Below are 24932 nucleotides of genomic sequence, written 5' to 3'. Positions count from 1 at the left end.
TCGTCCTCATCCTCGTATTCTTCATCATCGTCATACTCAGAATCGTCTTCATCCTCGTATTCAGCTTCTTCATCGTAAACCGCATCCGATTCATCATCTTCTTCGGAGTCAACGATTTCTTCAAAAGCTTCTTCTTCCAGGTCTTCATCGTCAGTGTCTGAAGCTTCTTTAGATGAATCTTCCGGGCTTTCAGTCTCTTCAGACTTTTCATCATCAACGAAATCTTCAGCATCTTCATCGGTGATTTCCGGCTCTTCACCATTTTCAAGCTGTTCCATCAGTTTGCGGATATCATCAGAAAGGATTGGTTTTGTAGCTCCAAGAACTTCCTCTTCTTCTTCTTTCTTCTTCTCGCGCAGGGCTTTTTCTTTCTCAGCTTCTTCCTGGCTCTTTTCAAGAATCTTTGCATTTTCACGCTGGGTTGCTTCCCAGTTGGCAAGAATTTCTTCAATCTTCATCTTACCGGTCATCTGTGAATCGTCTGAAACAGATTCAGGAGCAACTGCACCACTTGCAACGGCAACACCGGCTTTCAGGGCATCTGAAAGGGAGGCACCGGAAATGGTTGTGGAAATATCGGAAGTGCTTCGAATCCGGGTTTTTGGCTGTGACTCGGCTTCTGGTTCGGAAGCATGTGTCCGGGCCATTGGCTCTGGAAGATCCGGGAGATCAATACTGTCTGTGACATGTACATCTTTGCGGACCTTGTCTGCGATTCGTGGATCCGGTGCCGGTCGTTCTTTGGATTTTCGGAAGGAAGGTTTTCTCCTGGAAGAATCCTTACGGCCGATACCATCATTTCGATGATCGTATTTTTCCTGCTGAAGCGGAGTCAGCGGTTTGTATTTCATTTTAAGTTCCATTGCCTGGTATACATAAGTACCTTCGCTGAACCAGAGAATCAGATCATCACATTCATCAAGACATTCGGAAGTCATACCGGCTTCAGCGTATAATCTGGCAAGTTCATATGCCCATTTTTCAACGTATTCAGAATGCTTGAAATCTTCAAGAGCTTCAATCTGTTCTTTGACTGGCGCTTTCTGTGCTTTTAAGATCTTATACCGGAGAATGTACTGGTTTGGATCTTTCGGAGCAAGCTTGACAAATTCTTCGTAGCAATCAGCTGCTTCATCGAAATGTCCCAGCTTCAGAGAAATAATTCCCAGGCGGTATACAACCTTTCTGCTGGAAGGTGCTTTATCATACGCAATAAATAAGGTATCACGTGCTTTACCAAGTTCCCCCGCATTTTCATAGATTTCGCTTACGGTAGAGAGCATGGCGGTATTTTTTACTTTACGCCAGTCGATCGTATCTGCAATCGACATCGCTTTCTGGTAAGACTTCTGTTCGGCATACGCAAGCATCTGCTCTGTCTTTGCGCGATATTCATATTTATCCAACGTTTCTCACCTCATATGATTATTATTAATTATTTTACTTTTCCTCAGTAAGTCTGACTTTTGTACCGGAAACGGAAAACAAAAGTCTTATAATTTTACTTACTAAGTGTATCATAGAGCGTTGTCAATGTCAAAAATTACGGCTGATATTTTTCAGAAATGTTAAAAAAATATTACAAAAAATTCACAAATAGGGAGCTGGTAACATAAAAAAAGGAGACAGCCATCTTTTAAATGGCTGTCCCGGAATATTCAATTGTAATTTTTATTTTATAATTTTTATTTTTATATCGGAGGAATTAAGTAATTCTTATTCCTGTAAGTTCTTTGAGCATTTCATATGATATTCAGATTTTATAAATTTTATAAAAATGAAACCATATGAATCGATTCTGATCAATTCTGATCGTTCGTTATTTTATATAATCAGGTAATTCAATTTTTGTATTTATCAGCTTTCTCGTCACTGTTAAATTTACTTATCAATGAATGTTTCTTTACACATTTCTGATTTTGAATTACTGTGGTATTTACTTCAATATGTCAACAAATGCTGAATCTTTTATATCTTATAATCGTTTCCGGTTTATCTACTACTCCGACCTTTTTTATCATTAACTTTTCTCTTACCGGATTATAATCTATGGTTAAGGCTCATCTCACAGGAATTTACATTTGCCATACCATTAACATATTGAGTTTTAGATGATGAAATATCCAACGGTCAAAGCCTCCTTCCTTTCGTTCTCGTTCCAAAATTTTTATCCGGATATTCTTTTTCTCTTATACTTTTTTCTGTTCAGAAGTCAGATATCAATTTTCTCTTATTATTATAAATTATCAATTTTAAAAATTGTTCTCTATACACCCCACTTACAAAACGCTCATAACCAAAATGTATAGTTGCTTTTTTAAAACTTTCTAATCTTCAAATAACAATTATTCTTGTTACCCTTTTCTGATCTGGTTCTTCATCTTATACTCTTGGCGAGTATATATGAAACTATGTAACAGATTAAAAAAATATCTTTTTGAAATTCCCTTTCTCGTCAGGAACTTCTTTTCTTTTGGATTGACTTAATAATAACACCCCAAAACTCATTTGTCAATATAATTTTAAAATAATTTCAATAAAATTAGAAAGATTTAAAATTGCAAAATATATATCAGAAAATTCCAACAATTATAAATACGATTAGAAATAGTTATAGCCATTTGCAATATATTCAAGGTTTTGCTATTGTTTCCGTCCATAAATGCATGATACACTAAAAAACAGATGAAAAATACAGGATATGGCATTGGGATAAAGAAAGGAGACCTGCAGATATGGGAGGATTTTTTGGCGTTGCATCAAAAGAGGCATGTAATCTGGATCTTTTTTATGGGACAGATTATCATTCGCATCTTGGAACCCGCCGCGGAGGTATGGCTACTTACGGAAGTGATGGCTGGAAGAGAGCGATTCATAATATTGAAAATTCGCCGTTCCGTACAAAATTTGAAAAAGATGTTGATACAATGAAGGGAAATATTGGAATTGGATGTATTTCTGATTATGATCCACAGCCAATTCTGATCCAGTCGCATCTGGGGTGCTTTGGAATTACGACAGTAGGTAAGATCAATAATGCGGATCAGCTGATCCGGAATCTTTATGAAAATGGACATACACATTTTCAGTCTATGACCAATGGACAGATCAATTCTACAGAGCTGGTTGCGGCATTGATCTGTAAAAAGGATTCGTTTGTTGAGGGAATCCGTTATGTGCAGTCAGTAGTTGAAGGCTCGATGACGCTTCTGCTTCTGACAGAGAACGGAATTTATGCAGCCAGAGACCTTCTCGGACGTACACCGGTTGTGATCGGAAAGAAAGAGAATGCATACTGCGTTTCCTTTGAAAGCTTTGCATATATCAACCTTGGATACACAGATTACAAAGAGCTGGGACCTGGGGAAATCGTTTACGTGACACCGGAATCTGTGGAGACTGTAAGTCCTGCATGTGAAAAGATGAGAATCTGTTCGTTCCTGTGGGTATACTATGGATATCCTACTTCTTCTTATGAAGGGGTTGGCGTAGAAGAAATGCGTTATAACTGTGGAAAGCTTTTAGCACAGAGAGATGACCATTCGATCGACGTGGATATTGTTGCAGGAGTTCCTGACTCGGGTATCGCTCATGCGATAGGCTATGCAAATGAATCAGGTATTCCGTATGCAAGACCATTTATCAAATATACTCCGACCTGGCCAAGATCCTTCATGCCGACAACACAGAGTCAGCGTAATCTGATCGCCAGAATGAAACTGATCCCGGTACACAGTCTGATCGAAGACAGGAGCCTGCTGCTGATCGATGATTCGATCGTGCGTGGCACACAGCTCCGTGAGACGACAGAGTTCCTGTATCAGAGTGGCGCAAAAGAGGTGCATGTCCGCCCGGCATGTCCACCGCTTCTGTACGGATGTAAATATCTGAACTTCTCCCGTTCCAAATCAGACCTGGATCTGATCACAAGGAGAATCATCCGTGAGTGGGAAGGCGACAATGATATCAATGTACTGAGTGAATATGCGGATCCGAACAGTGACCGGTATGCAGCAATGCTGGAGGAAATCCGCAAGAGACAGAATTTCACGTCACTTCGTTATCATAGACTGGATGATCTGATCAAATCAATCGGGATTGATGCATGCCAGGTATGTACCTACTGCTTTAACGGTGTGGAATAACAGGTAAATGAAAATATAAAACAGGTGTCCACGTAAGTATATCTTAGTGATATATCCCAGTGGGCACCTGTTTTTGTATATACGATTTTGGTGTATACAATGATGTGGAATGGTGTACAAAGTATGCGGAGCGGCAGCTCCTTCTGCAAAGCTGCACTATAGCAGCAGATCATCTATCTTCACATAGTCTCCCATCCGATATGCTTCAATTGCATTTCCATTGATCACATAGAACTTTTCGTTTGCATACACACCGCGGGTTCCAAGATAAGAATTACCGTTGACTTCCTCCTGCATCTGTACCTGGAAGCACTGATCTTTATCGTAAGAAAGGATCACATACTGGTTGGCAGATCCGGAAAGCGGAAAGCCGATCAGATTCTTTTCCGGATCAACCAGTGCTGCACGGTAGTCAGAAAAAACATCCGAGTAATAGTACTGATCCAGTGTGTACTTGCTGACTTCCTTCACATCCGAAGGATCACTGATATCAAACATGGAGATCTTTACCCCGTTTGTAATGCCATTTTCATCGGTATCCATACCGATGCCAAGAAGCAGGTTATCACTGTAAAAATGCAGGTATTCCGAAAAGCCGGGAATTTTCAGCTTGCCAAGGATCTTCGGATTCTCCGGATCGGAAAAGTCTACGGAGAATAAAGGATCTGTCTGTTCATAAGTTACAAAGTAACCGGTATCGCCCAAAAATCTTGCGGAATAGACCTGTTCATTTTTGGCAAGATCCTCGATCTTACCGATTGTTTTCAAATCTGCATCCAGCACATAGACTGCATTGGACTGTGAAGAGCTTCCGGCATTGTGCGTAATCGTTGTCACCAGCCGCAGCGTATTGTCATACTCATCAATGCTGAAGGAATCGTTCAGATATCCTTTTACTTTGCCCTGGGCAGAGCCGGAAAGTTTTCCTTTATTGTAAGACAGCTTGCGGAGGATCGTCTGATTCTTTGCCGCAAGATTATCTGCGAGGATACTGCTGTTCGCATACTCGTAAATATAAATGTTGTTCTCACTCACATAGACTTCGCCATTCTCAGACATGACTGCTTTCTGGTCTGCTGCCTTATCCGGACTGGAAGCGGAAACGGAGCTGACAACAAGGTACTGGTCTGCTGCATGGTTCGTCGGGAGATAGATATCCGACTGCTTCAGAAGATTGTCACCAACAAGCGGAACATAGGAAGGATAATCTTTTTTGGTGATCGTATCGTAAATATAATAGTCGCTGAATACATACAGATATCCGTCTTTAAAACGTGAAGTGCGGTAGTAACCACTCTGATCCACGGTTCCGATGGATTTCGGATTGTTGATATCTGCCAGATCATAAGTCTGGATACGGGTACAGCTGCCGCGGTACAAAGTTTTACTGTCAGAATCAACCTGCGTGTTCTGCATATTGCCAAGGACAAAAAGCTTCTGGTCACTCAGGTAAAATTCGGATGCCTGAAAATTCTCATTCAGCGAAATACCGGAAACAACCTTCATCTGATCAGACCGGATATCTACAATGGAAATTTCCTGTGAGTTTGCTTTCAGTGTATAAAGATAACTTCCATCCGTTTTTACAATGTCTGCTTCACCGACACCCTCTGTGCGGACGTTGGTATCGGAAAATGAAGTATCCACAGCACGTGAAGAGGCTGTTGAAGAATCCGAAGAGGAGCTGGAACTATCGGTGCGTGCACCACTGTCGGCTGTTTCAGTTGAATACATGACAATTCCGCTGTCGGTTGAACCGGTAACAGATGAAGAATCCAACTCATCCTGATAAGATTGCAGGTATGTGTAGATTTCATCATAATCGGTTGCCGTCTCTAAAGTATCGGAAGAGGCAAGCTTACCGGAGGATGTACCGATTGAAGAACTGCCTTTTGTGGAAAAAGTGGCTGAGTCTGAAGAAAGATTCTGCTGGCGGATGTGGGTGCCAATGCCGACAACCAGTACCAGTGCGGCAGCGATAAGTCCTCCGCGCATCCATTGACCGTGGGAAAATCCATGCTTTTTATGGATATGTCCGGAAGCCTGAGTGCTGTTATGCTCTTCCAGCCTTTTCATAATCTGATCCGGTGCAAGGCTTTCCGGAACAGGAGTTTTTTCCGTAGATTGTTTTATTTTATCCAGTATTTCTTTTTCGTGATCTGTCATATGAAACACCTCCTATTACTCTTTTATCCTACTCTTTCAGAAGCCAGCTCATCTTTTCGAGGGCACGCTTTCTGCGGGAGCGGACTGTATTCGGGTTCAGCTTTAGCATTTTCCCGATCTCTTTACTGTTGTAACCGCCATAGACGGATAAGCCGATGATCAGCTGATCGTCTTCATCGAGAATAAGAAAGGCACGTTCCACATCTGTGCGGAGTCCGTCACAGTATGTGGCAGAAGCATGATCTTCTTTCAGCTCGGTCTCGGTGCGTTCACGGCTCTTTAATTTCCGGCGGCACACATTTGCCAGAATCTGAAAGATCCAGGAACGGAATGCTTCTTCTTTGCGTAATTTATGTATGTTCTCATAGGCGGAAAGAACGGCTTCACTGACGGCGTCTTCTGCATCCTGCGGATGATGCATCATGCAGAGCGCAAAACGATACAGATCCTGATAAACCGTCTTATATAATTCTTTAAATGCAATTGCATCAATCATAAAGTCCCTCCTCTCAAAACAGGTTCTTTGTATATAAGAGTATAAAAAAGTCGGAAGTGTTGCAAAAAGGGACAGAAAAATTTCCGTCCCTTTGAAATCATATCATTGTCTGAGAAAAATTAACCTCTGTAGTAGTTGATCAGACATCCTTTGAGGATGATCTCACGTTCAGCATCGGTCAGATCACCGAGCTTCAGATCAATCTCCTTCAGATCATCGCCTACGACATAAGCCTTGATCGTGGAAGCTTTGTCTTCTACTGCTTTGCGGATATCCGGCACGAAGAGATAGTCCCCGTTCCTGAAAGAAAGCTTTGTGTGTTCCTCTTCGGTAATAAACGGAAGCATGCCCCAGTTGATCAGGTTCGAGCGGTAACGTTTGGTTGCGTACTCATTCGCGATATTCGCCCAGCCGCCGAGGACCTTCTGGCAGGAAGCAGCCTGCTCACGGGCAGAACCATCGCCAGGTTTGACCGCGAAAATGGTACTTCCGACACCGATATTTCCTTTGCCGACTTCCGGATAAGACTTCTGGATTGCTGCCATCACCGGTTTTAATTCATCCAGTACATCCAGTGGACAAGTACCTGCTTCAATCGCTTTCTGGGCTTTCTGGACCTCTTTCGCGCGTCCTACATAGGCAGGATCCTTTCTGGAAAGTGCAAATTCAGCAAGTCCAAGCGGGTTGGAACGATAAGAAGAAGTCTCGCCGGACGGGATCAGTTCGTCTGTCGTTGTAACCGGATCGTGGATCTCAGATACGACCTTCAGGATCAGATTCTCAGGAAGAGCGCTCATTGCCGGCCAGTCTTTGATGTTCGGTCCGAATTTGATCTCAACCGAAGGATCAGCAACGCCGTGGCTGTCAAATACACGGTTGGCGTAAATTCTGGAATCAAAGTGGTAGGTCGGGTTCTTGTATTCAATATCAAAATCTGTTGCCGGAGTAAGGAAACCTTTGTTCGCAGCAGTTGCGGCAATGGAACGTGCATCCATAAGGGCAACAGATGCGATCTGTCCACTCTGCAGCTTGCTTCCTTCACGGTTCGGGAAGTTACGGGTAGAGTGACGGATGGAAAATGCATTGTTTGCCGGAGTATCCCCAGCACCGAAGCACGGTCCGCAGAAGGCAGTCTTCACGATCGTACCGGCTTCCATCAGGTCAGCAACCGCACCATTTTTCACAAGCTCCATGTAGATCGGTGTACTTGCCGGGTAAACACTGAAGGTAAATTCATCTGATCCGATGTATTTGCCACGGATGATGTCTGCAGCAGCACAGATATTTTCAAAACCGCCACCGGCACAGCCTGCGATGATACCCTGATCGACATAAAGCTTACCATTTACGATCTTGTCCTGAAGAGAGTAATCCACAGTACCGTCCAGGCTTACCAGCGCGCGCTGCTCTACATCGTGGAGAACATCTGCAAGGTTGGCATTGACATCCTCGATGGTGTAGACATTGGACGGATGGAACGGCATGGCGATCATAGGCTTGATCTCGCTCAAATTGACGTATACAAGACCGTCATAGTAAGCGACTGCGCCAGGCTCCAGTTCCCTGAAGTCATCACTTCTTCCGTGGATATCGTAGAACTCTTTGATCTTGTCATCGGTTCTCCAGATAGAAGAGAGGCAGGTTGTCTCTGTTGTCATAACATCGATTCCGATACGGAAGTCTGCACTTAATTTGCCAACGCCAGGTCCGACAAATTCCATGACCTTGTTATTGACATAGCCATTGCCGAAGGTTGCGCCGATGATCGCAAGGGCAACGTCCTGCGGTCCGACACCTTTCACCGGTTCGCCGTCCAGATAGATTCCGACAACGCCCGGCATCTTGATATCATAAGTCTTGTTCAGAAGCTGTTTTACAAGTTCCGGTCCGCCCTCTCCCATTGCCATGGTACCGAGTGCACCATAACGGGTGTGGCTGTCAGAACCAAGGATCATCTTGCCGCCGCCTGCGAGCATTTCACGGGCAAACTGGTGGATAACGGCCTGATGAGGCGGAACATAGACACCGCCGTACTTCTTCGCACAGGTCAGTCCAAACATGTGGTCATCTTCATTGATCGTACCGCCGACTGCACACAGAGAGTTATGGCAGTTGGTCAGAACATAAGGGATTGGGAATTTCTCCAGTCCGGATGCTCTTGCAGTCTGGATGATTCCGACAAAGGTAATGTCGTGCGAAGTCAGCTTGTCAAATTTGATCTGAAGCTGCTGCATATTACCGGAAGTATTATGCGCACTTAAGATCCCATAAGCCATTGTCTCTTTTGCAGCAGCTTCTTTTGTTGTCTCAATACCTGTCTTGCTTTTTACGGCAGCAAGTGCATCGGGTGCATCTGCAATTACCTCAGTACCGTGTAAAAGATAGGCACCGCCTTCGTATAATTTCACCATATCATGTCCTCCTATTTTCTGTTTTCTATGAATTTCATGTGGTCTGCGACCATCAAAGCAATCTTAAATGTCAGGGCGTCCTCAAAGACTCTGACATCCAGCCCGGTCTGCTTCTGGATCTTCTCCAGCCGGTAGACGAGCGTATTCCGGTGGACGAAAAGCTGTCTCGCTGTCTCCGAAATATTCAGGCTGTTTTCAAAAAATTTATCAACTGTGGATAAGGTTTCTTCGTCAAACTGATCAACGGTATTTCCGGCAAATACTTCTTCCAGGAACATCTCGCATAAGGAAACGGGAAGCTGGTGGATCAGCCGTCCGATACCGAGTTCGCGGTAGGATAAAATATTGCGTTCCGGATAGAAGATACGTCCCACATCCAGAGCCATGCCAGCTTCTTTGTAAGACTGTGAGACCTCTTTGAGCTCGGGAATGATGGTTCCGAAGGAAAGCCGGACATTGACCATAGCTTCGGTGTTGATCGCATTCACCAGCATATCGGCAGTCGAACGGATCGTATCATAATCATCCGTACTGTCAAGGGACTTGATCAGAATAATATGTCCCTCATCTACGGCAGTAACAAAATCACCGGTTCCCGAGGAATAAATCCCGCGGATCATATCCAGGACGATCGTGTCATCCGGATTCTTCGGTTCGATCAGATAGACGACTCTGCGCTGCTCAACTGTAATACCAAGCTTTTTCGCCTGATTGTAGATATCTACGAGAAGCAGGTTATCCAGGAGCAGGTTCTGGATAAAACGGTTACGGTCAAGACGTTCGCTTCCGGATCTTAAAAGGCTCTCCAGCTGGCAGACACTTAAGCGTCCGCTGGTATGCACATCAATCTCATTATTGTGCTCGATCACGAAAATATAAGTCAGTTCATCATCATCATAAACCGGAAACAGACCATAGCATTCATCCAGGTGCTCCTCCGATACGCCGGTAACCTCCAGTTCTTTTAAAAATGAGCAGACAGCTTTTTTTACTGCAGGCTTCTCCTTACCTACAGCTGCAAGCATCACTCCGTCTGTGTTCCAGATGGAACAGTTACACTCGATGATATCCCCTATTTCATTGATTGTTCTCTGTAAAATCTGGTTGGATAACAATCCATTCACCTCTCCATTCTTTTCAATATATGACAAATGGGAGAATTGTGAAATTCCCCCATCTTCTTCTGACAATACAATCTGATATTATTTTAGCAAATGTTTCACACTTTAGCAAGATAAAATGAAAAACGTTCTCTCTTATTCGTCTTCGTCATCGCGTCTGTCAAGCATGGCAGCAACGATTTCAAGAATTACAGCAAGACCGATCATAGATGCAGCGGCAATCTTTCCGGCAGTGCCGGTTGCAGCCTGTGCGATGCCGCCGATAACCGGAACAGAAAGCTTTACTTTTCCGATGTAGTTGTTGTAAGGGATCGGATTCATATCTTTTTCCTCATTGGCATCCCCTTTGGTGATAAACTGTCCCATCGCCGGGCTGTTGGATACTACACGGTGGGTAATGATCGAGCCGTCTGCATTGTTGCTGTAAAAAGCAATGACATCATCTTTGACGATCGTGTCTGGTTCTTCATACCGGACATAGACCAGGCTTCCCGTCGGGATCGCCGGTTCCATGCTCCCACTGATCACGGTGTACATCTGAAAACCAAAAGCTTTCGGAAGCGTCAGCGGAATACAGGCAAGAATCAGTACTGTCAGTAAAACAGTGCCCAGTGCACTGCAAAATGCAGCCACCGGGCTTTTCTTTTTCTTCGTTCTCTTCAAAAAAGACTTCTCCTTTAGTGCCGCGCTTTTTTTATTTTGCACGTTTTTTCAAGAATACGATCAGTCCTACGAGAGCTGCTACCGCAACAACGATAATGCCGATCCCTGCTGCGATCGGAGTCTTGCTCGTCTTGTCTTTCGCATCGATATTTCCTTTTGGAGTGTCTTCATCATCCAGATCTACCAGAGACTTTGGTGTCTGTTCATCCTCAGATGTTGCAGTATCTTTATCTTTAGCTGTCGTATCCTGAGAATTGTTATCTGTCGTTGTACCATCGGTTGTACCGGTTGTGGTTCCGTCTGTTGTGCCACCGGTAGTTCCGGTTGTAGTGCCACTGGTAGTTCCGGTTGTAGTTCCACCGGTAGTTCCGGCAGTTCCACCGGTTGTGCCGCCTGTCGTGCCACCTGCTGTACCGACATTACCGGTACCTGTGCCAGGAGTTGCTGTACCAGGAACAGTCGTTGTGATGGTGGTTGTTGTTGTAACAACACGGTCTGTAGCACCCGGTTTGTAGGTAAACGTAAATACATTCTCAGATTCATTATTACTCAAAGTCTTGGTAAGTGCAAGAGCATCTGGAATATAATTTTCAATATACTGATAAGCGACGATTGGTTTGTCACCGACATTTCCGTAGAAGGTCTGGCTTTCTGCAAGAGCCTTACCGGAAGCATCCTGATAGTTTACGGTGTAGGCAACCATGTCCTTTTTGATTCCATAGGCTACGACATAGTCAGCATCACCGGTTACATTGTCTAATACAGGAGAAGCAAGAGTTTCTTCATTGTCACGTCCGCTGAGACGGATTCCTTTGACATAGTATTTGTCATCGGTTACCTGAACGTTCTTCAGATTAAAAGTAACAGTAGAACCGGCGAAAAGAGAATCCTGCTCCACCTTAGCCTGGCCGTTTATCGTTCCTTTATTACCTGCCGATAAAGTTACCTTATAGGTATACCCGTCAGCAGCCATAACGCTCATCGTGGATGCACCGATCGTCATTGATACAGTCAGAAGAGAAACCAGTAATTTTTTCCATCTTTTCATCTGCTTACTCTCCTTTCTGTCTGCGTCTTTTTGTGTTCTTATTGAGTGTGTAGATACCGTATGCAAGAAGAATCAGTCCACTGATCAGTGCAAGTACACAGAAGAGAAGAACTCTTGCGGTATCACCGGTCTTAACGGTATTGGTGGTCTTGACGATTTTCGTCTTGGTAATGGTATTGCTTACTTTTACCTTTTCCACTGCAAAGTTCATACGAAGCTTTGCGAGCGTGTTCTGGTAACCATTGCCCTGTGTCTCACCTTCGATACCGATGGTAAGGTGTACGGTTCCGGTACCATTGGAAGCAAGACGGCCGAGGTAGAAATATTTCTCGGTAGAGTTTCCAAGCTCCTTCAGACCTTCACCGTTCTTAGATGAACCTTCGCCTCCGACGGTATCACTGTTATAGAGTACCTTTTCGGTATTGTCACTTCCAACATAAGTCAGCTTGTATTCGTAAGCACCACCTTCAGCGGATTCCTGTGCTTCCTCCAGTGTCTGGATGATCTCATTGGTCATGTACCAATCGGTCTCGCCTTTATCGGAGTTCTTCAGCTGAACCTTCAATTCAATGCTGTCACCCGGCTGGATCGCTGCCAGCTCATCGGAAACAGTCTTGTTTTCAAAATTGCTTTCCATCTTGTCGCCGGTGAAGTGAACCTGCCATCCGTCGGCTCCCTGATAGTCTTTTGCAAATGCAGTTGTATGTACCCCTGCTGCCATTATCACTGTCATGGCGAGGCACAAAATTTTCTTTTTCATACTCTGTACCTCCCTACTGTAAGCTTAAACTGGTTTCGTCATCTGATACATTCACATCTACACCCCAGGCACTCTTGATGGCGTCTTTTGCGTTATGTGTCTGTACTGCATCTACTTCTGCATCGATGTGGAACGTATAGTTGCCATACTTGTATGTGTAAGTAATGGTGTTGTCCTTTACTGTTTTCTCTACCTCTGTTGCAATCTTCGGATCAATGCGGAGTGTGTCAGATAATGCCGGTGTGGTATCTCCGGCTTTTACTGCCTTTGTGTAATAAAGAACGGTTCTTTCGTCTGTGGTCTGCTGATCTGCAACTACCCAGCCGTTAGCGGTAAGGAAATTCAGTTCGATCAGATCTGGTGAAAGAGTGGTGTTCTTCTTGCCCTCTTTGTTCTGCCAGCTCTTGGTAAGGATCACACGCACGAAGGTGTCGATGTTACCGCTGTTCTGAACACTGAGCTCTTCTTTGTATTTCTTTCCAGGTGCGAATTTTTCATCTTTTCCGAGAAGGCCTGTCAGGAGTTCCCCGTCTTTTACTTCTTTCTGGTTCTTAGATGTAAAATCCTGGCTGCTGACGACATCGCCATTCTCTAAAAGAGATACACCGATATTCTGCATCTCGATCTGTGCGGAATAATTCTCACTGTAGTATGTGAGTGCGGCACGTGTACTGCCGACAGTACTGCCAATCAACAGGAGCGCTGATGCTGTCAGAAGCAGGGCCGATTTTTTTGGAAATGATTTCTTTTTCTTTTTCATCTTCGTTCCCTCCTATTCTGTGGTTTTACTGTCTTCTGTTGTCTCAGTTGTGATTACATGATTCCAGTCTGCATATGGGTTTCCATTTTCATCGTAAAGAACCGGTGTGCATTCCTGGATAACCACGATATTGAATTCTTCCGGTTTATCTTTCCCTTCTGGGAATTTGTAAGAGATATTGAGTTCCGGTGTGGTTTCGTCTGCCGGAAGAACGCCTTCATAGTGCCAATAACCATCATCTTCGGCTTTCCATCCGCCATTCGGAGCAGTATAGGTAAGTTCCATTGGGGCAAATGCTGTTACTCTTACGAAGCAATCATAATCACCGGTATTTGTAATGGTGACGTGCTTGCCATCTTTATCGACTGTTTCGTTAGGGATGGTTTCGGTAAATCCCATATTCATCGTCACACCGCCACCGGCTGTTGTATAAGTTGTGAAGTATGCCATTGCACTTCCAACTGCCAGGGTTCCGGTAAGAGCAAGTGCTGCCGCTGCCATGATAAGTGGTTTCTTATGTAACTTTCTCATTCCGACTCCCCCTTCCTAGTTCTTTTCTGCCGGTTCGGTGTACTGATACTGACCATTTTCGTCCAGCTTGAAATTATTTTTTACACCGTAGCCGCCATTCATATTGTTATTGATATCATTTGTAAATGAAACGGATGCAGGAGTGTTAGTTGTACCTCTATCAGTTGCTACAATCGTTGTCGTTTGATGATCATTTGCTGAGGTAAGTTTGTAGCTTGCACCGCTGTACACTTCTGTAACTTTTACCGCAGCTCCTGCAGGGATCTTTGTAATTGTTACGGAAGATTCACCTGCGGCTTTAAAGTCAAGGGACTCGATGCGGGTTTCTGTTTTATCGCTCTTACGTGGTGTAATATCAATCTGGAATACGAAGGTTGTTTTCTTACCGGTTGTTGCATTATGATTTGCAAGTGTTTTATAGATCTTCAGATCACCATATCTTGCATGTTCTTCCGGTTTCAGACCAATTGCGTTGGTATCTGTCAGATCGTAGATCCAGGTATCGTTACCATTGCTGTAATAATTGTTGGTCGGAAGTGATACCAGGTAAGGGGTAAAGGTATAGGTATAATTCGTGGTAACTACTTCCGGTGTATCTACAAGGTAAAGTCCTGTAGCAAGATCAGCCAGACTTCCGGTTCCAGCTGCTAAAGTAACTGTAGTGGTTGGTTTTACGGAATTTTTCAGCAGCTTCTGTGCCTCTTTGGCACGTGCAGCCCATTTGCTTGCTGCATCGTTATTATCAGCCCTTACCGAAGATACATCCAGTTCGGTGAAAGCTCCGGTTGCGGTATAGTTACCGGATACATCTACATCTGCCACCTTATAAAGATTCACTTTAATGTCAGTGCCGGCATCTGCCAGTTCGTTGCCTTCTCCGCTTACACTGAATGAAACCGAACACTTCCGGTCCGTCTCAATCGCATTCGCAGCTCTGGCACCAGGCAGAGTGAGAAGCGGAAATGCAAGAGCGAGAGCTAACAAAAACGTTGTTCCCTGTTTTAATCGTTTATTCATCATCGCCTCATGTCCTCCTTAAGAAATCTTGGTTATTCTTTGTGAGCTTTTCTCTTGGAAAGAAATCTTAAGAGAATGATCACAAGAATCGTGATTGAAAGTCCTAAAATTAAATAGAGCATATAATAATTCTGAATGGCCTGAACCATTGAATCTGAAACGGATTCCGTCTGGTCTTCTTCGCCGTTATAAGGAACTCTGGTTCCTCTTACGAGAAGACGGTGGGAATTGACTCCGTATGGAGTACAGGTAAATAAAGTAACCTGATCCTGTCCTTCTTCTATCTGAAGCGCTTTTTCAAGCGTCTCATGATCGTCTTTGTCTACCATCGGGAGGATCTGATCCACCTTATAGGCAAGTACATTATCCAAAATGTGGATGTAGAATTTATCACCGGCTTTGAGCTGGTCGATATCGGTAAATAGCTTTGCACTCGGTAGTCCGCGGTGTGCGGCGAGTATGCTGTGGGTACTTTCGCCTCCGATCGGAAGCTTTGTCCCGTTCAGATGTCCGACTCCTGTCTGAAGTTCATCATCACCGGTGCCATGGTAAATGGCAAGCTTGATGTTGATCTTCGGAATGGAAAGGTATCCCATTACTCCGTCATCTGCAACGTTCAGGATCTTCCAGTATTCGGTGTCTTTGATGTCATTTTCATCTTCACCAAATACATCTCCGTAGAGGTTGTTCTGTTGAATGGTATCATTGAAAGCTTTTGCCTTTTCCCACTCAGAGGTGAAGTCCTCCGGTTCCATGTCCTGTATTGTATTGTCATAGCTGCTGATCAGCTGATTCTGTCTGTAGGTGTTCCACTGGTTGGATACCGTCGGGTAGATCAGAATCCCAAATCCTATCAAGAATAACAGACCGAAAAGGAAGGTTGAGATTTTTCTTTTCATAGGTATATTCCCTTTCTCGTTCTTATTCTCTTTTTAAGAGGTCTCATTTTTCTTCTTTTGAAGCTTCTTCTCCTTTAAGTATAACACAAGGATGAAGATTGTGGTAATTACAAGACCAATAATTACCCATAAAAGATAATTTGTATGAAGACTGATTCCGCTGAGCGGTGTCTTCTCATAGGCAACTTCCTGTTCCACATAAGGTACTCTGTGACCACGGACCAGAAGCCGCTCGGTATTGACTCCGTATGGAGTACAGGTAAGAAGTGTTACAAGATCTTTTCCTTCTTCTACTGCAAGAGAGGAAGTTTCTTCCGGTTTTACTACGGAAATCTTGTCGACTTCATAACATAATGTTTCGTTTAATACATGGATCAGAAAATGATCGCCTTCTTCCAGCTGATCCAGATCGGTAAAAAGAGACGCACTCGGAAGTCCACGGTGTGCGGAGATAACGGCGTGTGTACTTTTACCGCCGATTGGAAGAGAGCTTCCTTCCAGATGTCCGGCTGCCTGTTTGAGAACATCTTCGTCGGTAGTGTGATAGATTGGAAGCTTGATGTCAATCTTCGGGATCTCCACGATTCCCATCATCTCGTCACCGGCAATATTCAGAGCATCCATGTAGGACTGGTCTTCTTTGTCACTGGCTGCGGCTACTGCAAATGAGTCAGGAAGGATACTTGGAAGTAAGGCTTCGTTGTAAGCTTCTGCTTTCTGCAGTTCTGCGTCATAATCAATCTCATGTGCTGCATCCTTTTCGGATACAGTCTGTTCATAACTGCTGATCAGTTGCTTCTGCCTGTAGTTATTCCACTGGTTTGCAACGAATGGATACAGCAGTAAGGACAACCCGGCTAAAAATATGATGCCAATAATAAGTTTGTTTGCTTTGCGTTTCATCCGAACTCTCCTTGCTGTTGTATTATTTTTTAGGAATCCGGGGCGACCTGCCCCGGATTCGATATCTGATTATAAATAATTATTGCAATTATTTGTTGTCTGATTTCTTGCGGCTTGCGAAGAATAAGCCAGCTGCTGCGATCATGATGAGGCATCCAGCGATTGTGAAGATTGTAGTACCGATACCACCGGTTGATGGAAGGGAAGAAAGTTTAGTGTTAACAAATTCACCAGCATCAACAGTTACTGTGTGTCCATCTTCAATTGTTGCAGATTTAAGATCTGTAACAAGTTTATAGCCTTCTGGTGCTTTGGTCTCCTGGAATGAATATGTTCCTTCATCAAGACCTTTAATTAATAATGTACCATCATTAGCAACAACCATCGTAGTTGTAGCCCCAGTCTCTCCTTCAAGTGCATGTTTATAAACACCATCAGATACTTTTACAACGGAAACTTCTTCTGTTGTTCCATCGTTTTTAGCTTTTAACAGTTTGAATTCAGCACCTTTCAAACCAGTATGATTGTTATCAGTCTTTTTGATTGTAATAGCACCTTCTGTACCGTTTGTGTTACCCTTTTCATAAGTTACAGTATCGGCAGTTACAGTAGCTTCGTTAGAATAATCAGTATCGGACATTACAATTGCATCATATGTTATTTCAACAGTTGCACCAGCTGGTGTTGCTTCAATGAGACTTGATAAATCTACAACGTACTCTGTTGTGCAGCCTGTTGTTGAATTAATAGTGTTTGTAACAGGAAGTTTTGCAAGCTGTTCGGCTGAAATAGGAGTTCCACTGATAGAAACAGATTTCAGATCTGTAATCTTTAAATTTACTGGTTTATCTTTTACCGTAAAGTTTTTCAGTTCAGCACCAGATTCGTTTGATTTTGGAGCCATCTGTGTTGAAATAGTGAAAGTTACAGTCTGACCTCTATGAACAAATCTATCAGAAGCAGTTTTGTTAACATTGTATTTTTCAAGTTTAGCAGTTACATTAGCTGCCTTAGATGCCATATAAACCTTGCCATCTCTATCATATGTATTAGTAACCATTAATCCATAAACACCTGCTGTATCGTCTGCAACAACTACATAGGCTCCGATTGGAACCTCATTAAATGTACAACTTGTTCCTTCAATAGCAGTCTCTCCTGTATATGCGGCAAATGGTGTTTGGGTTTTTGCTGCATCTTTCAGTGCGTTTTTCTGATCACTTTTAATCTTATAATTACCTGTTGTTGTATCAACTTCGATATAATTTTTAGCCCAATCAACAACTGTCCATTCCTGATTACCATTATTATCGTTCAGATAAATGATATTAACTAAGCTTACATTTGTTTTTACACCTTGTGCAAGATTAGTTACAGTAATTGAGTTTTTATAAGAGTCTGTAATCTGCGCTGCAAATGATGTCATACTCATTCCGAGTACCATTGCCAGTGTTAATAACACTGCAAATAATTTTTTCATCTTCTTCATATTGTTGTCTCCTTTTCTTTTTAAGGGCTTTGCCCATTTTTTATTGTCCCCTCATATGGGATAATAACGTTTTTGTGTGGCAAGAAGTCACTGAAAAATTAATCCTTACAATTATTTTCCCAGCACCTCCTTGCATTTGTTTTTATATAAGATCCATACGGCTGCGAACATAAGTAACATGCCGCCAATCATATACAAGTAAATTCCGGTGCCTCCGGTGTGAGGCAGTTCATAAAGCAAATCATTTGCCACTGTAATGACGTAGGTATTATTTGTTATTTTAACCTTTACATTTGTATTTCCTGAAACGGTAATACCTTCATCATTTACTGTTACAGTGATAGGATTTGCCAGCTTGGTATAACCTGATGGTGCTTTCACCTCAGTCAGTGTATAAGTACCATAAGCAATATCGCCTTCCAAGACTAGACCATTTGCATCTGAAATGTAAGTTCCATTTGTATTTGTGCCAATCTTTACTACTTTTCCATTACTGTCTACCAGAGTAAATTCTGCACCTTCCAGATAAATATCCGGTGTACCTTCTGCATGTCTTGTTTTCAGAATTTTAATTTTCTGAGCACTCTTAGTATTTGTAATGGTGTAACGATTACCAGATTTACTATAAGTTACTGTGTATGTCGTTCCGCTGATAGTTGTTGTTTCATCTGATTCGATCATGCTGTACTTATGATCCTTATAATCAATTGTCCCGTTTGTGTCATCCAGCTTCAGCTCACGAACACCGCCATAGTTATCTGCTTCTTCTACAGTGAAAGAACCGCTGTAATTATTTCCAGGTAACAATTCAAGAATGCGTCCTGAAACCGGATTTCCAGTTTTATCAACTAACTGTACTAAAATGGTTTTCTTTGGATCACTTCCCACCCAATTTTTTTTGACTGTAATCTGTTCAACTTGAACAACTGGTTTCTTATAATTTTCTGTAACATTGCTGTCTTTCCACTTATAAGAAATCGTTGCTGCGTTGTTTGAATAGAAACCTGCCTTTTCTGATGATGTTCCAGTTTCAACTGCAGAATAACCATCTGAAGATGCATCTGTGTATTTATCACCTTTGTTAGGATAAGCTTTCTTTTGATATTCATCAAATGCAGTCTGGTTTGGCACAACATTTGTAATGGACAGATAATAATAGTAGTCTTTTTGGAAAGTATAATTATCTTCAAATTTTAGTGTTGCGGTTTTCGTATCTTTATTGTAACTTACCGTAGCAATTTTAGTAGTACCTTCGTAAACATCACTGGCAGCTAAAGAACCATCTGTTAATGTAAATTCACGTCCAACGCCTGACACATTTGTGTAACCAGTTGCGTTTTTCTTTGCAATATTTACTTTGATTTTTGTATTAGCTGTTGTATCTACATACTGGCTCAATGTATCAGTAATTGTAACATTTGAGCATGCCAAAGTTAAGATGTCACCTGCAATACTTGTAAATTCTCCTGTAAGATCGGAGGGATCTGAATAATTAATAGCTCTTTTGGTACTTGCTGTAACTGCTCCAGATAGTCTCTCTAAAATACTTAATCCACTGATTTGTTCAGAAATATCGTATCCATTAGAATAAGTTCCACCATCTGGACAAGTTCCTTGATTCCATCCACCCCATGTATAATAATCATGTTTCCATTTTTCTTCGTCATCATGTGTATAAATATTAATAGAGTTTGGAAGTCCAATTCCAACTGCATAAAACCTCTCGCAGCTAATCTTACCAGCAGATGTTACTGCTGCCTCAAGCGTTTTTTTGCTTGTCTCATTTCCATATCCATATGGTTTCGTTCCATAGTAAGTCGGTTTTCCATCTGTCAGGAAAATGACAATTTTCTTTGCATTTTCTCTACTACTGCTATTTATTGCGGTGGCAGCTTTTGTTAATCCCTGGTCGTAATTGGTTCCGCCATCTGCGGACAATTTTCCTGCTTCTTTCTTCAGGTTTGTTCCATTAACCCAATCATCTGTTTTTGTTTTAGCTGATGAACTAAAGGTGACTAATTTGTATTTTGTATCTACTGTTTCCTTTTTTGCATCGAAGGCATCTACTAAGGCGTTAATTGCATTTTTTGTACTTGTTAAATTACTTCCTTCCATACTACCTGAAGTATCAACCACCAACACAATATCAACAAAAGCTTTCTTTACATCGGAGCCAATTGTTCCGGAAGCATTCAGTGTAATATCATATGTACCATTGTCATTACGTTTGATGTACTTTTCATGAAACATCTTGCTTTCAACAGTTTCACCGGAACCGCCATTCTGAGAATAGTTATTTTTAAATTCTACGCTCCTGGAATTTCCAACTGCAATGTTCATATTTGTAGAAGTAATTCCGCTTCCGGCTACCGTACTGTCTACGAATATAGATGTATTTCTAGTATATCCTGATACATCTAATGTACCTGTTTCTTCGATATTGATGTCACCACATTTATCCTGTGGAATATTTACAATCGTACTTCCTCTGTAAACGCCATTTTCATATGTCCAGGTCATATCATTATATGATAAGGTACTTACATTACCTACTTTAAATGAAAGTTTGTTAGCTAATGCCTCTGCATCTGCAGCACTCAAACCAGTAATGGTTTTTGTTACAGTAACATTTGCTGTACCTGCTACTGGTGTCAATCTGTCTCGTGTAAATCTTACATTATCAATAAAGTTTCCGACTGTAGGATCATTGGATGCTGTGCTGCCTGCGACGAAGAAGAAACGTGTAGAATACTGATTACTTGCTACAGTATAAGTTCCCTGATGAGTTGTCCAAGAACGATCTCCGTCTGTATATGTAGCAACCATTGCTCCCGGATAGTTTTCCTTATGATTAACAACATCTAACACCTGAACCTGGGTTGTAATATTTTTAGCCAGGTCACTGGACATTGCAACAACATACATTGTATCATTTTCTACCGCAGAGCTATCATTTCCGTTCGATCCTCGTGCTCTATGTGCCACCTGATAATTTAAAACTTCTCCAGGTGTCGTAAGGACATCCTGATATAATGCTCCGGCGGCTGCACAGTTAAGTTCTGCAAACTGATTTCCATCTGCTGCTATCTCCTCTCCATGCCAACTATATCCACCTAATGTGTTGCCGGATGCTGTTGTAACAATTTCGATATCCGCGCCTTCCGAATCAGACCATGTAATATTTGCATCATGTGTACCAGTTGTCTGCCAAACACCTCCTAATTTTTTATAATTTTCATTTGAAAACTGCCAGTTATTTGTATTCAAATGATGATCCGTAACACTTGGTGTTTCAAAACTTCCATTCTGTACTTCATAGTATCCGGTCACATTATATACTGAACTTGTTGCAAGCGCCGTTACTCCGTCCTTTGGCAAGCCGTACTCATTTAAATCATTTTTAGCATACGCTTTTACTTTATAGGTTACTGAGCTATTCCCATTATATTTGAGCGCTCCACCATTCAATGCAATGTAGAGATCTTTTCCATCAGTGCTAATATCTTTTCCGAGGTTTGTACCTGTCGTACTGGAATACTGTGTTGGAATCTGCTGTTCCTCAGCTGCACCATTTATGCTTCGATACCAGACATATCCAACATCTGTAGTTGTATCACTGTAATTAGCTATCAGCTTTCCATAGTTTTCTGTAATACTTACTGTTCCTTGTGTATCAGCAACCTGAACATTATTGTTTTCCTGTGGGGTAGATTCATTTTTTTCTGCTTTTGGATTTTCTGGTTCAGTAACATCTTCTGTAGTTTTGTTAGTTGCCTTTTCAATTACATCAAAACATCCAACTACGATTGACTCTGTTTTCATCTCTACATCTTCTTCAAACTGAAGTGTATTTTCATTCAGTTCATATAATGTAGTTGTATGATCAGAAGAATCATATACAAATCCCATTGCATGGGTTGTATCTAAAGATGTATTTTCAAAACGGAAATGAATCGGTTTTTCAGGGATCTGTGCATTTGCTTCAGGACTGACAGAAAATGATACATTTCCCATGATCGTCTGCTGAATCGTATATTCAGTGATTCCACGAGCTTCCAGTTCATTCTGAATATTTTCGATTACGGTCGACTCTTCTGTTTCCGATTGTAGATTCATTTGAAGAGTTGCATTTTCTTCCGTTGACTGGAATGCTTCTCCTGGTATGGTAGCAAATAAAGTACCCTGTGAGACACCATCTTTCATGATTTCACTGGATAACTCCACTGTATCTGTTGGAACACGATGAACGGTTCCTTCATCAGCGAATGCTGATATCGCACTGCTAAGCACTAATACCATGCAAAGCATGAATGCTATTAAACGTTTCTTTGTTTTACTTTTCATGGCGTCCTCCTTCTATTCCTCAATTCTGACTTCATAATTGTTATCAAGTGCTCCGTCTATCAGCTTCAATAATTCAAGGGCACTGCGGAAATGCTGCTCTCGCTGCTCTTCCACCCAGGTAACGCTGCCCTGCCAGGTACCGTTCTGCTGATCCATGATTTTTATTAAAAAAGTTCTTGTATTTTTTTGCTTTTTATTCATGTCAGTTTTCATCTGCCCTTCCTAATTATTTAGACTTTTTTATCTTATATAGGTATTGTATCTGACAAAGCATTACGTGAATCATTACCAATAACGAAAAATATTAACTTTTTTAAGCTATAACAAGAAATAGTAATGTTTTTGTAATAATATAATGATTTGATACCAGGGTCAAAAGGTCAGAAAACCGATGCAAGCTTGCTTGCAAGAGGATTTTTGACCTCTTGATCCACCAAAAACATGAGTAAGTAGCCATTTTTCAAAGAAAAATGAACGGATTACGAATGCTTTTGAGGATTGCGAGAGTGCAAAGCACGTAGCAATCTGGTATCAAAGGGGTCAAAATACCTTTTACCACAACATCATGATTTGTAGGTGTGCGTAATATTTGTGTCTGACTCTACTATATGTATTGGGATATTAGAATAGAAGTAAAAGTGGGGAATAATGTGATGGAAGTGCAAAAAGTATAGATTGTGGGGAGCGCATAGAAAAGGAGTGATCTGGTTATAGCGGTGAGGGAGAGGGATTTTCCGGACAAAAAGATCCCGTGACTGATATTGGGGAGATGCACTGCATCTTAGACGGTGATCAGTCACGGGATGGGGGTAAGGGTTATTTAGTTTTTATTCAATGCCTAATTCTTTTAATAGTTTCTTTTGGTATTCAATGTCTTTTGCGGCATGTTCCAGATCGTTGTAGCGTTTGGCATTTAGAAGACATATGGTTAACTGGTTTAATTCTGCTCTGGTTTCAGCGCGTCCTTCCATAAGCCCTTCCGCTCTGCCTTCTTCTCTTGCATCTTCCTTCAAGGTTTTCTCATATAAGTCTTTATCATATGTCGTCAGAATCATATTCGTCACCTCCGCTCGATGTTTTTTCAGAAAATCTGCCAACACGTCCTGGTTAATACAGGTATCAATTGCTTTTTCTAATGCATCTTCCACAGAAGGTTCCGACTGTATATATTCCCTGACACATTGGACGAATATGGAATATTCTTCAAGCCTTCTGCAGTGCTTCATCAGCTCCTGATTGTGACCATAGTTGATGTTCAACATGGTTGCGGTGCATTCCAGGCAAGGTGCTTCGTTATCTGTATTTTCAAAGCAGTCTGAAAGCTTTAACTCCATGGAATCTGGCTGGTTTTTTGTACCATTGTAAAAGACAATATATTTCGGCTTTGGAAGCCGGACTCTTTTTTCATGGTAGATCATCAGATTATTATCTGCAACATACCCTTCATATAACCGGGAGAAATAAAAGACTCCGCGAAGCGGCATGTTTGGGTTAAAAGTGCTTTGATGTTCATACAGATTCATGGTTCCGCCAACTAGGAAGGATACATCATTTTTCATGGACAGATAAAGGACATCTTCCAATGTGTTTACCTCCAGGTCATCAGGGTTCTGATAGTCCGTGTGGTTGATCGCATTATAAAGCTGCAGCAGATCTTCTTTGTTATTAAAGATCATTCTCCATAACCGGTCCTTATACTGCCGGTTGTGGGTTTGTTTGCTATGGCGAGATTTCTTCTTTTGTTTTCTCATTGCTTACCTCCATTATAATAGAAAACAGTTCATAAGTAAATTCGCCATATCTCATGTTTCGTGTAGATATATAATTTTTTCTACAATCAAAGAATTCATATATGATATATGATTCGATTTTCTACATACGCCTATTCAAATGGTACTGGGTTCTTTTGTGAAAAGCAATTAAGCCTGCAAATAAAAAGTCAAGGCTAGATTGAAAGAACATTGAAAATTTTATACAGGTTGAAAATTGGGTATCAAAATAAGACCACCACACCAGTGCTGGTCTGAAAATATTAGTGGATAATTAAGATTCTGGAAGAGATGAAAGATATTCTTTCACTCGTCCGTAGTAGATTCTTAGAAATTTGTTGGCACCTGCAGTCATATAGACATAGTAAGGCTTGCCTTGAGCACGTTTCTTATCTACGTACTGATAAACA

18 protein-coding genes and 1 pseudogene are annotated in these 24932 nt (G+C 41.9%); 1 reads left to right on the top strand and 18 read right to left on the bottom strand.

Features of this window, described 5'->3' with window-relative positions; genetic code table 11:
• Positions 1 to 1406: tetratricopeptide repeat protein (locus ACYQ5K_RS13085; protein WP_459777733.1), on the bottom strand; the 1406-nt coding region annotated here is incomplete at its 3' end.
• 1329 nt (positions 1407 to 2735) lie between these two features.
• Between ACYQ5K_RS13085 and ACYQ5K_RS13080 the strand changes: the two genes are divergently transcribed.
• Positions 2736 to 4145, top strand: coding sequence for an amidophosphoribosyltransferase (locus tag ACYQ5K_RS13080; protein WP_459777732.1), 1410 nt, complete (start codon positions 2736 to 2738; stop codon positions 4143 to 4145).
• A 156-nt stretch (positions 4146 to 4301) separates the two neighbouring features.
• Here ACYQ5K_RS13080 and ACYQ5K_RS13075 read toward each other — a convergent pair whose 3' ends face one another.
• From ACYQ5K_RS13075 to ACYQ5K_RS12995, 17 genes and pseudogenes are all read right to left on the bottom strand, one after another.
• Entirely contained in the window at positions 4302 to 6311 is a 2010-nt protein-coding gene (locus ACYQ5K_RS13075; protein WP_459777731.1) for a beta-propeller domain-containing protein, read from the bottom strand.
• A 28-nt stretch (positions 6312 to 6339) separates the two neighbouring features.
• Positions 6340 to 6807, bottom strand: coding sequence for an RNA polymerase sigma factor (locus ACYQ5K_RS13070; RefSeq protein WP_173688723.1), 468 nt, complete (start codon positions 6805 to 6807; stop codon positions 6340 to 6342).
• A gap of 119 nt (positions 6808 to 6926) precedes the next feature.
• Positions 6927 to 9218 (bottom strand): hydratase, encoded by a 2292-nt coding sequence (locus ACYQ5K_RS13065; RefSeq protein ID WP_459777730.1) that lies wholly within the window; start codon positions 9216 to 9218, stop codon positions 6927 to 6929.
• A gap of 11 nt (positions 9219 to 9229) precedes the next feature.
• Positions 9230 to 10333 carry a PucR family transcriptional regulator gene (locus tag ACYQ5K_RS13060; RefSeq protein WP_117835936.1) on the bottom strand — a complete coding sequence of 368 codons (1104 nt, stop codon included), beginning with the start codon at positions 10331 to 10333 and terminating at the stop codon, positions 9230 to 9232.
• A 141-nt stretch (positions 10334 to 10474) separates the two neighbouring features.
• Complete coding sequence (locus ACYQ5K_RS13055) at positions 10475 to 11002, bottom strand: signal peptidase I (RefSeq protein ID WP_173688725.1); 528 nt, start codon at positions 11000 to 11002, stop codon at positions 10475 to 10477.
• 31 nt (positions 11003 to 11033) lie between these two features.
• Positions 11034 to 12050, bottom strand: coding sequence for a hypothetical protein (locus ACYQ5K_RS13050; RefSeq protein WP_459777729.1), 1017 nt, complete (start codon positions 12048 to 12050; stop codon positions 11034 to 11036).
• Positions 12051 to 12054: 4 nt separating this feature from the next.
• Entirely contained in the window at positions 12055 to 12810 is a 756-nt protein-coding gene (locus tag ACYQ5K_RS13045; RefSeq protein ID WP_055248751.1) for a sortase B protein-sorting domain-containing protein, read from the bottom strand.
• 13 nt (positions 12811 to 12823) lie between these two features.
• A complete protein-coding gene (locus ACYQ5K_RS13040; RefSeq protein WP_173688728.1) occupies positions 12824 to 13570 on the bottom strand; it encodes a hypothetical protein in 747 nt (248 codons plus the stop codon).
• A 12-nt stretch (positions 13571 to 13582) separates the two neighbouring features.
• Entirely contained in the window at positions 13583 to 14101 is a 519-nt protein-coding gene (locus tag ACYQ5K_RS13035) for a hypothetical protein (RefSeq protein WP_173688729.1), read from the bottom strand.
• Between the two features lie 15 nt (positions 14102 to 14116).
• A complete protein-coding gene (locus tag ACYQ5K_RS13030) occupies positions 14117 to 15121 on the bottom strand; it encodes a DUF5979 domain-containing protein (RefSeq protein WP_459777728.1) in 1005 nt (334 codons plus the stop codon).
• A gap of 29 nt (positions 15122 to 15150) precedes the next feature.
• Positions 15151 to 16017, bottom strand: a complete 867-nt coding sequence (locus ACYQ5K_RS13025; RefSeq protein WP_459777727.1) for a class C sortase — start codon at positions 16015 to 16017, stop codon at positions 15151 to 15153.
• A gap of 33 nt (positions 16018 to 16050) precedes the next feature.
• A complete protein-coding gene (locus ACYQ5K_RS13020; protein WP_459777726.1) occupies positions 16051 to 16920 on the bottom strand; it encodes a class C sortase in 870 nt (289 codons plus the stop codon).
• Between the two features lie 88 nt (positions 16921 to 17008).
• Positions 17009 to 18409, bottom strand: coding sequence for a SpaA isopeptide-forming pilin-related protein (locus ACYQ5K_RS13015; RefSeq protein WP_173688731.1), 1401 nt, complete (start codon positions 18407 to 18409; stop codon positions 17009 to 17011).
• A 111-nt stretch (positions 18410 to 18520) separates the two neighbouring features.
• Positions 18521 to 22753 carry a DUF7604 domain-containing protein gene (locus tag ACYQ5K_RS13010; protein WP_459777725.1) on the bottom strand — a complete coding sequence of 1411 codons (4233 nt, stop codon included), beginning with the start codon at positions 22751 to 22753 and terminating at the stop codon, positions 18521 to 18523.
• A 12-nt stretch (positions 22754 to 22765) separates the two neighbouring features.
• Complete coding sequence (locus ACYQ5K_RS13005; protein ID WP_044998872.1) at positions 22766 to 22954, bottom strand: hypothetical protein; 189 nt, start codon at positions 22952 to 22954, stop codon at positions 22766 to 22768.
• Positions 22955 to 23580: 626 nt separating this feature from the next.
• Complete coding sequence (locus ACYQ5K_RS13000; RefSeq protein ID WP_055297458.1) at positions 23581 to 24504, bottom strand: hypothetical protein; 924 nt, start codon at positions 24502 to 24504, stop codon at positions 23581 to 23583.
• A 292-nt stretch (positions 24505 to 24796) separates the two neighbouring features.
• A pseudogene (locus ACYQ5K_RS12995) lies at positions 24797 to 24932 on the bottom strand (IS110 family transposase); the annotation flags it as partial.

The sequence above is a fragment of the Allocoprococcus similis genome (assembly GCF_054660775.1).
This window is presented reverse-complemented; position numbering and strand designations above follow the sequence as displayed.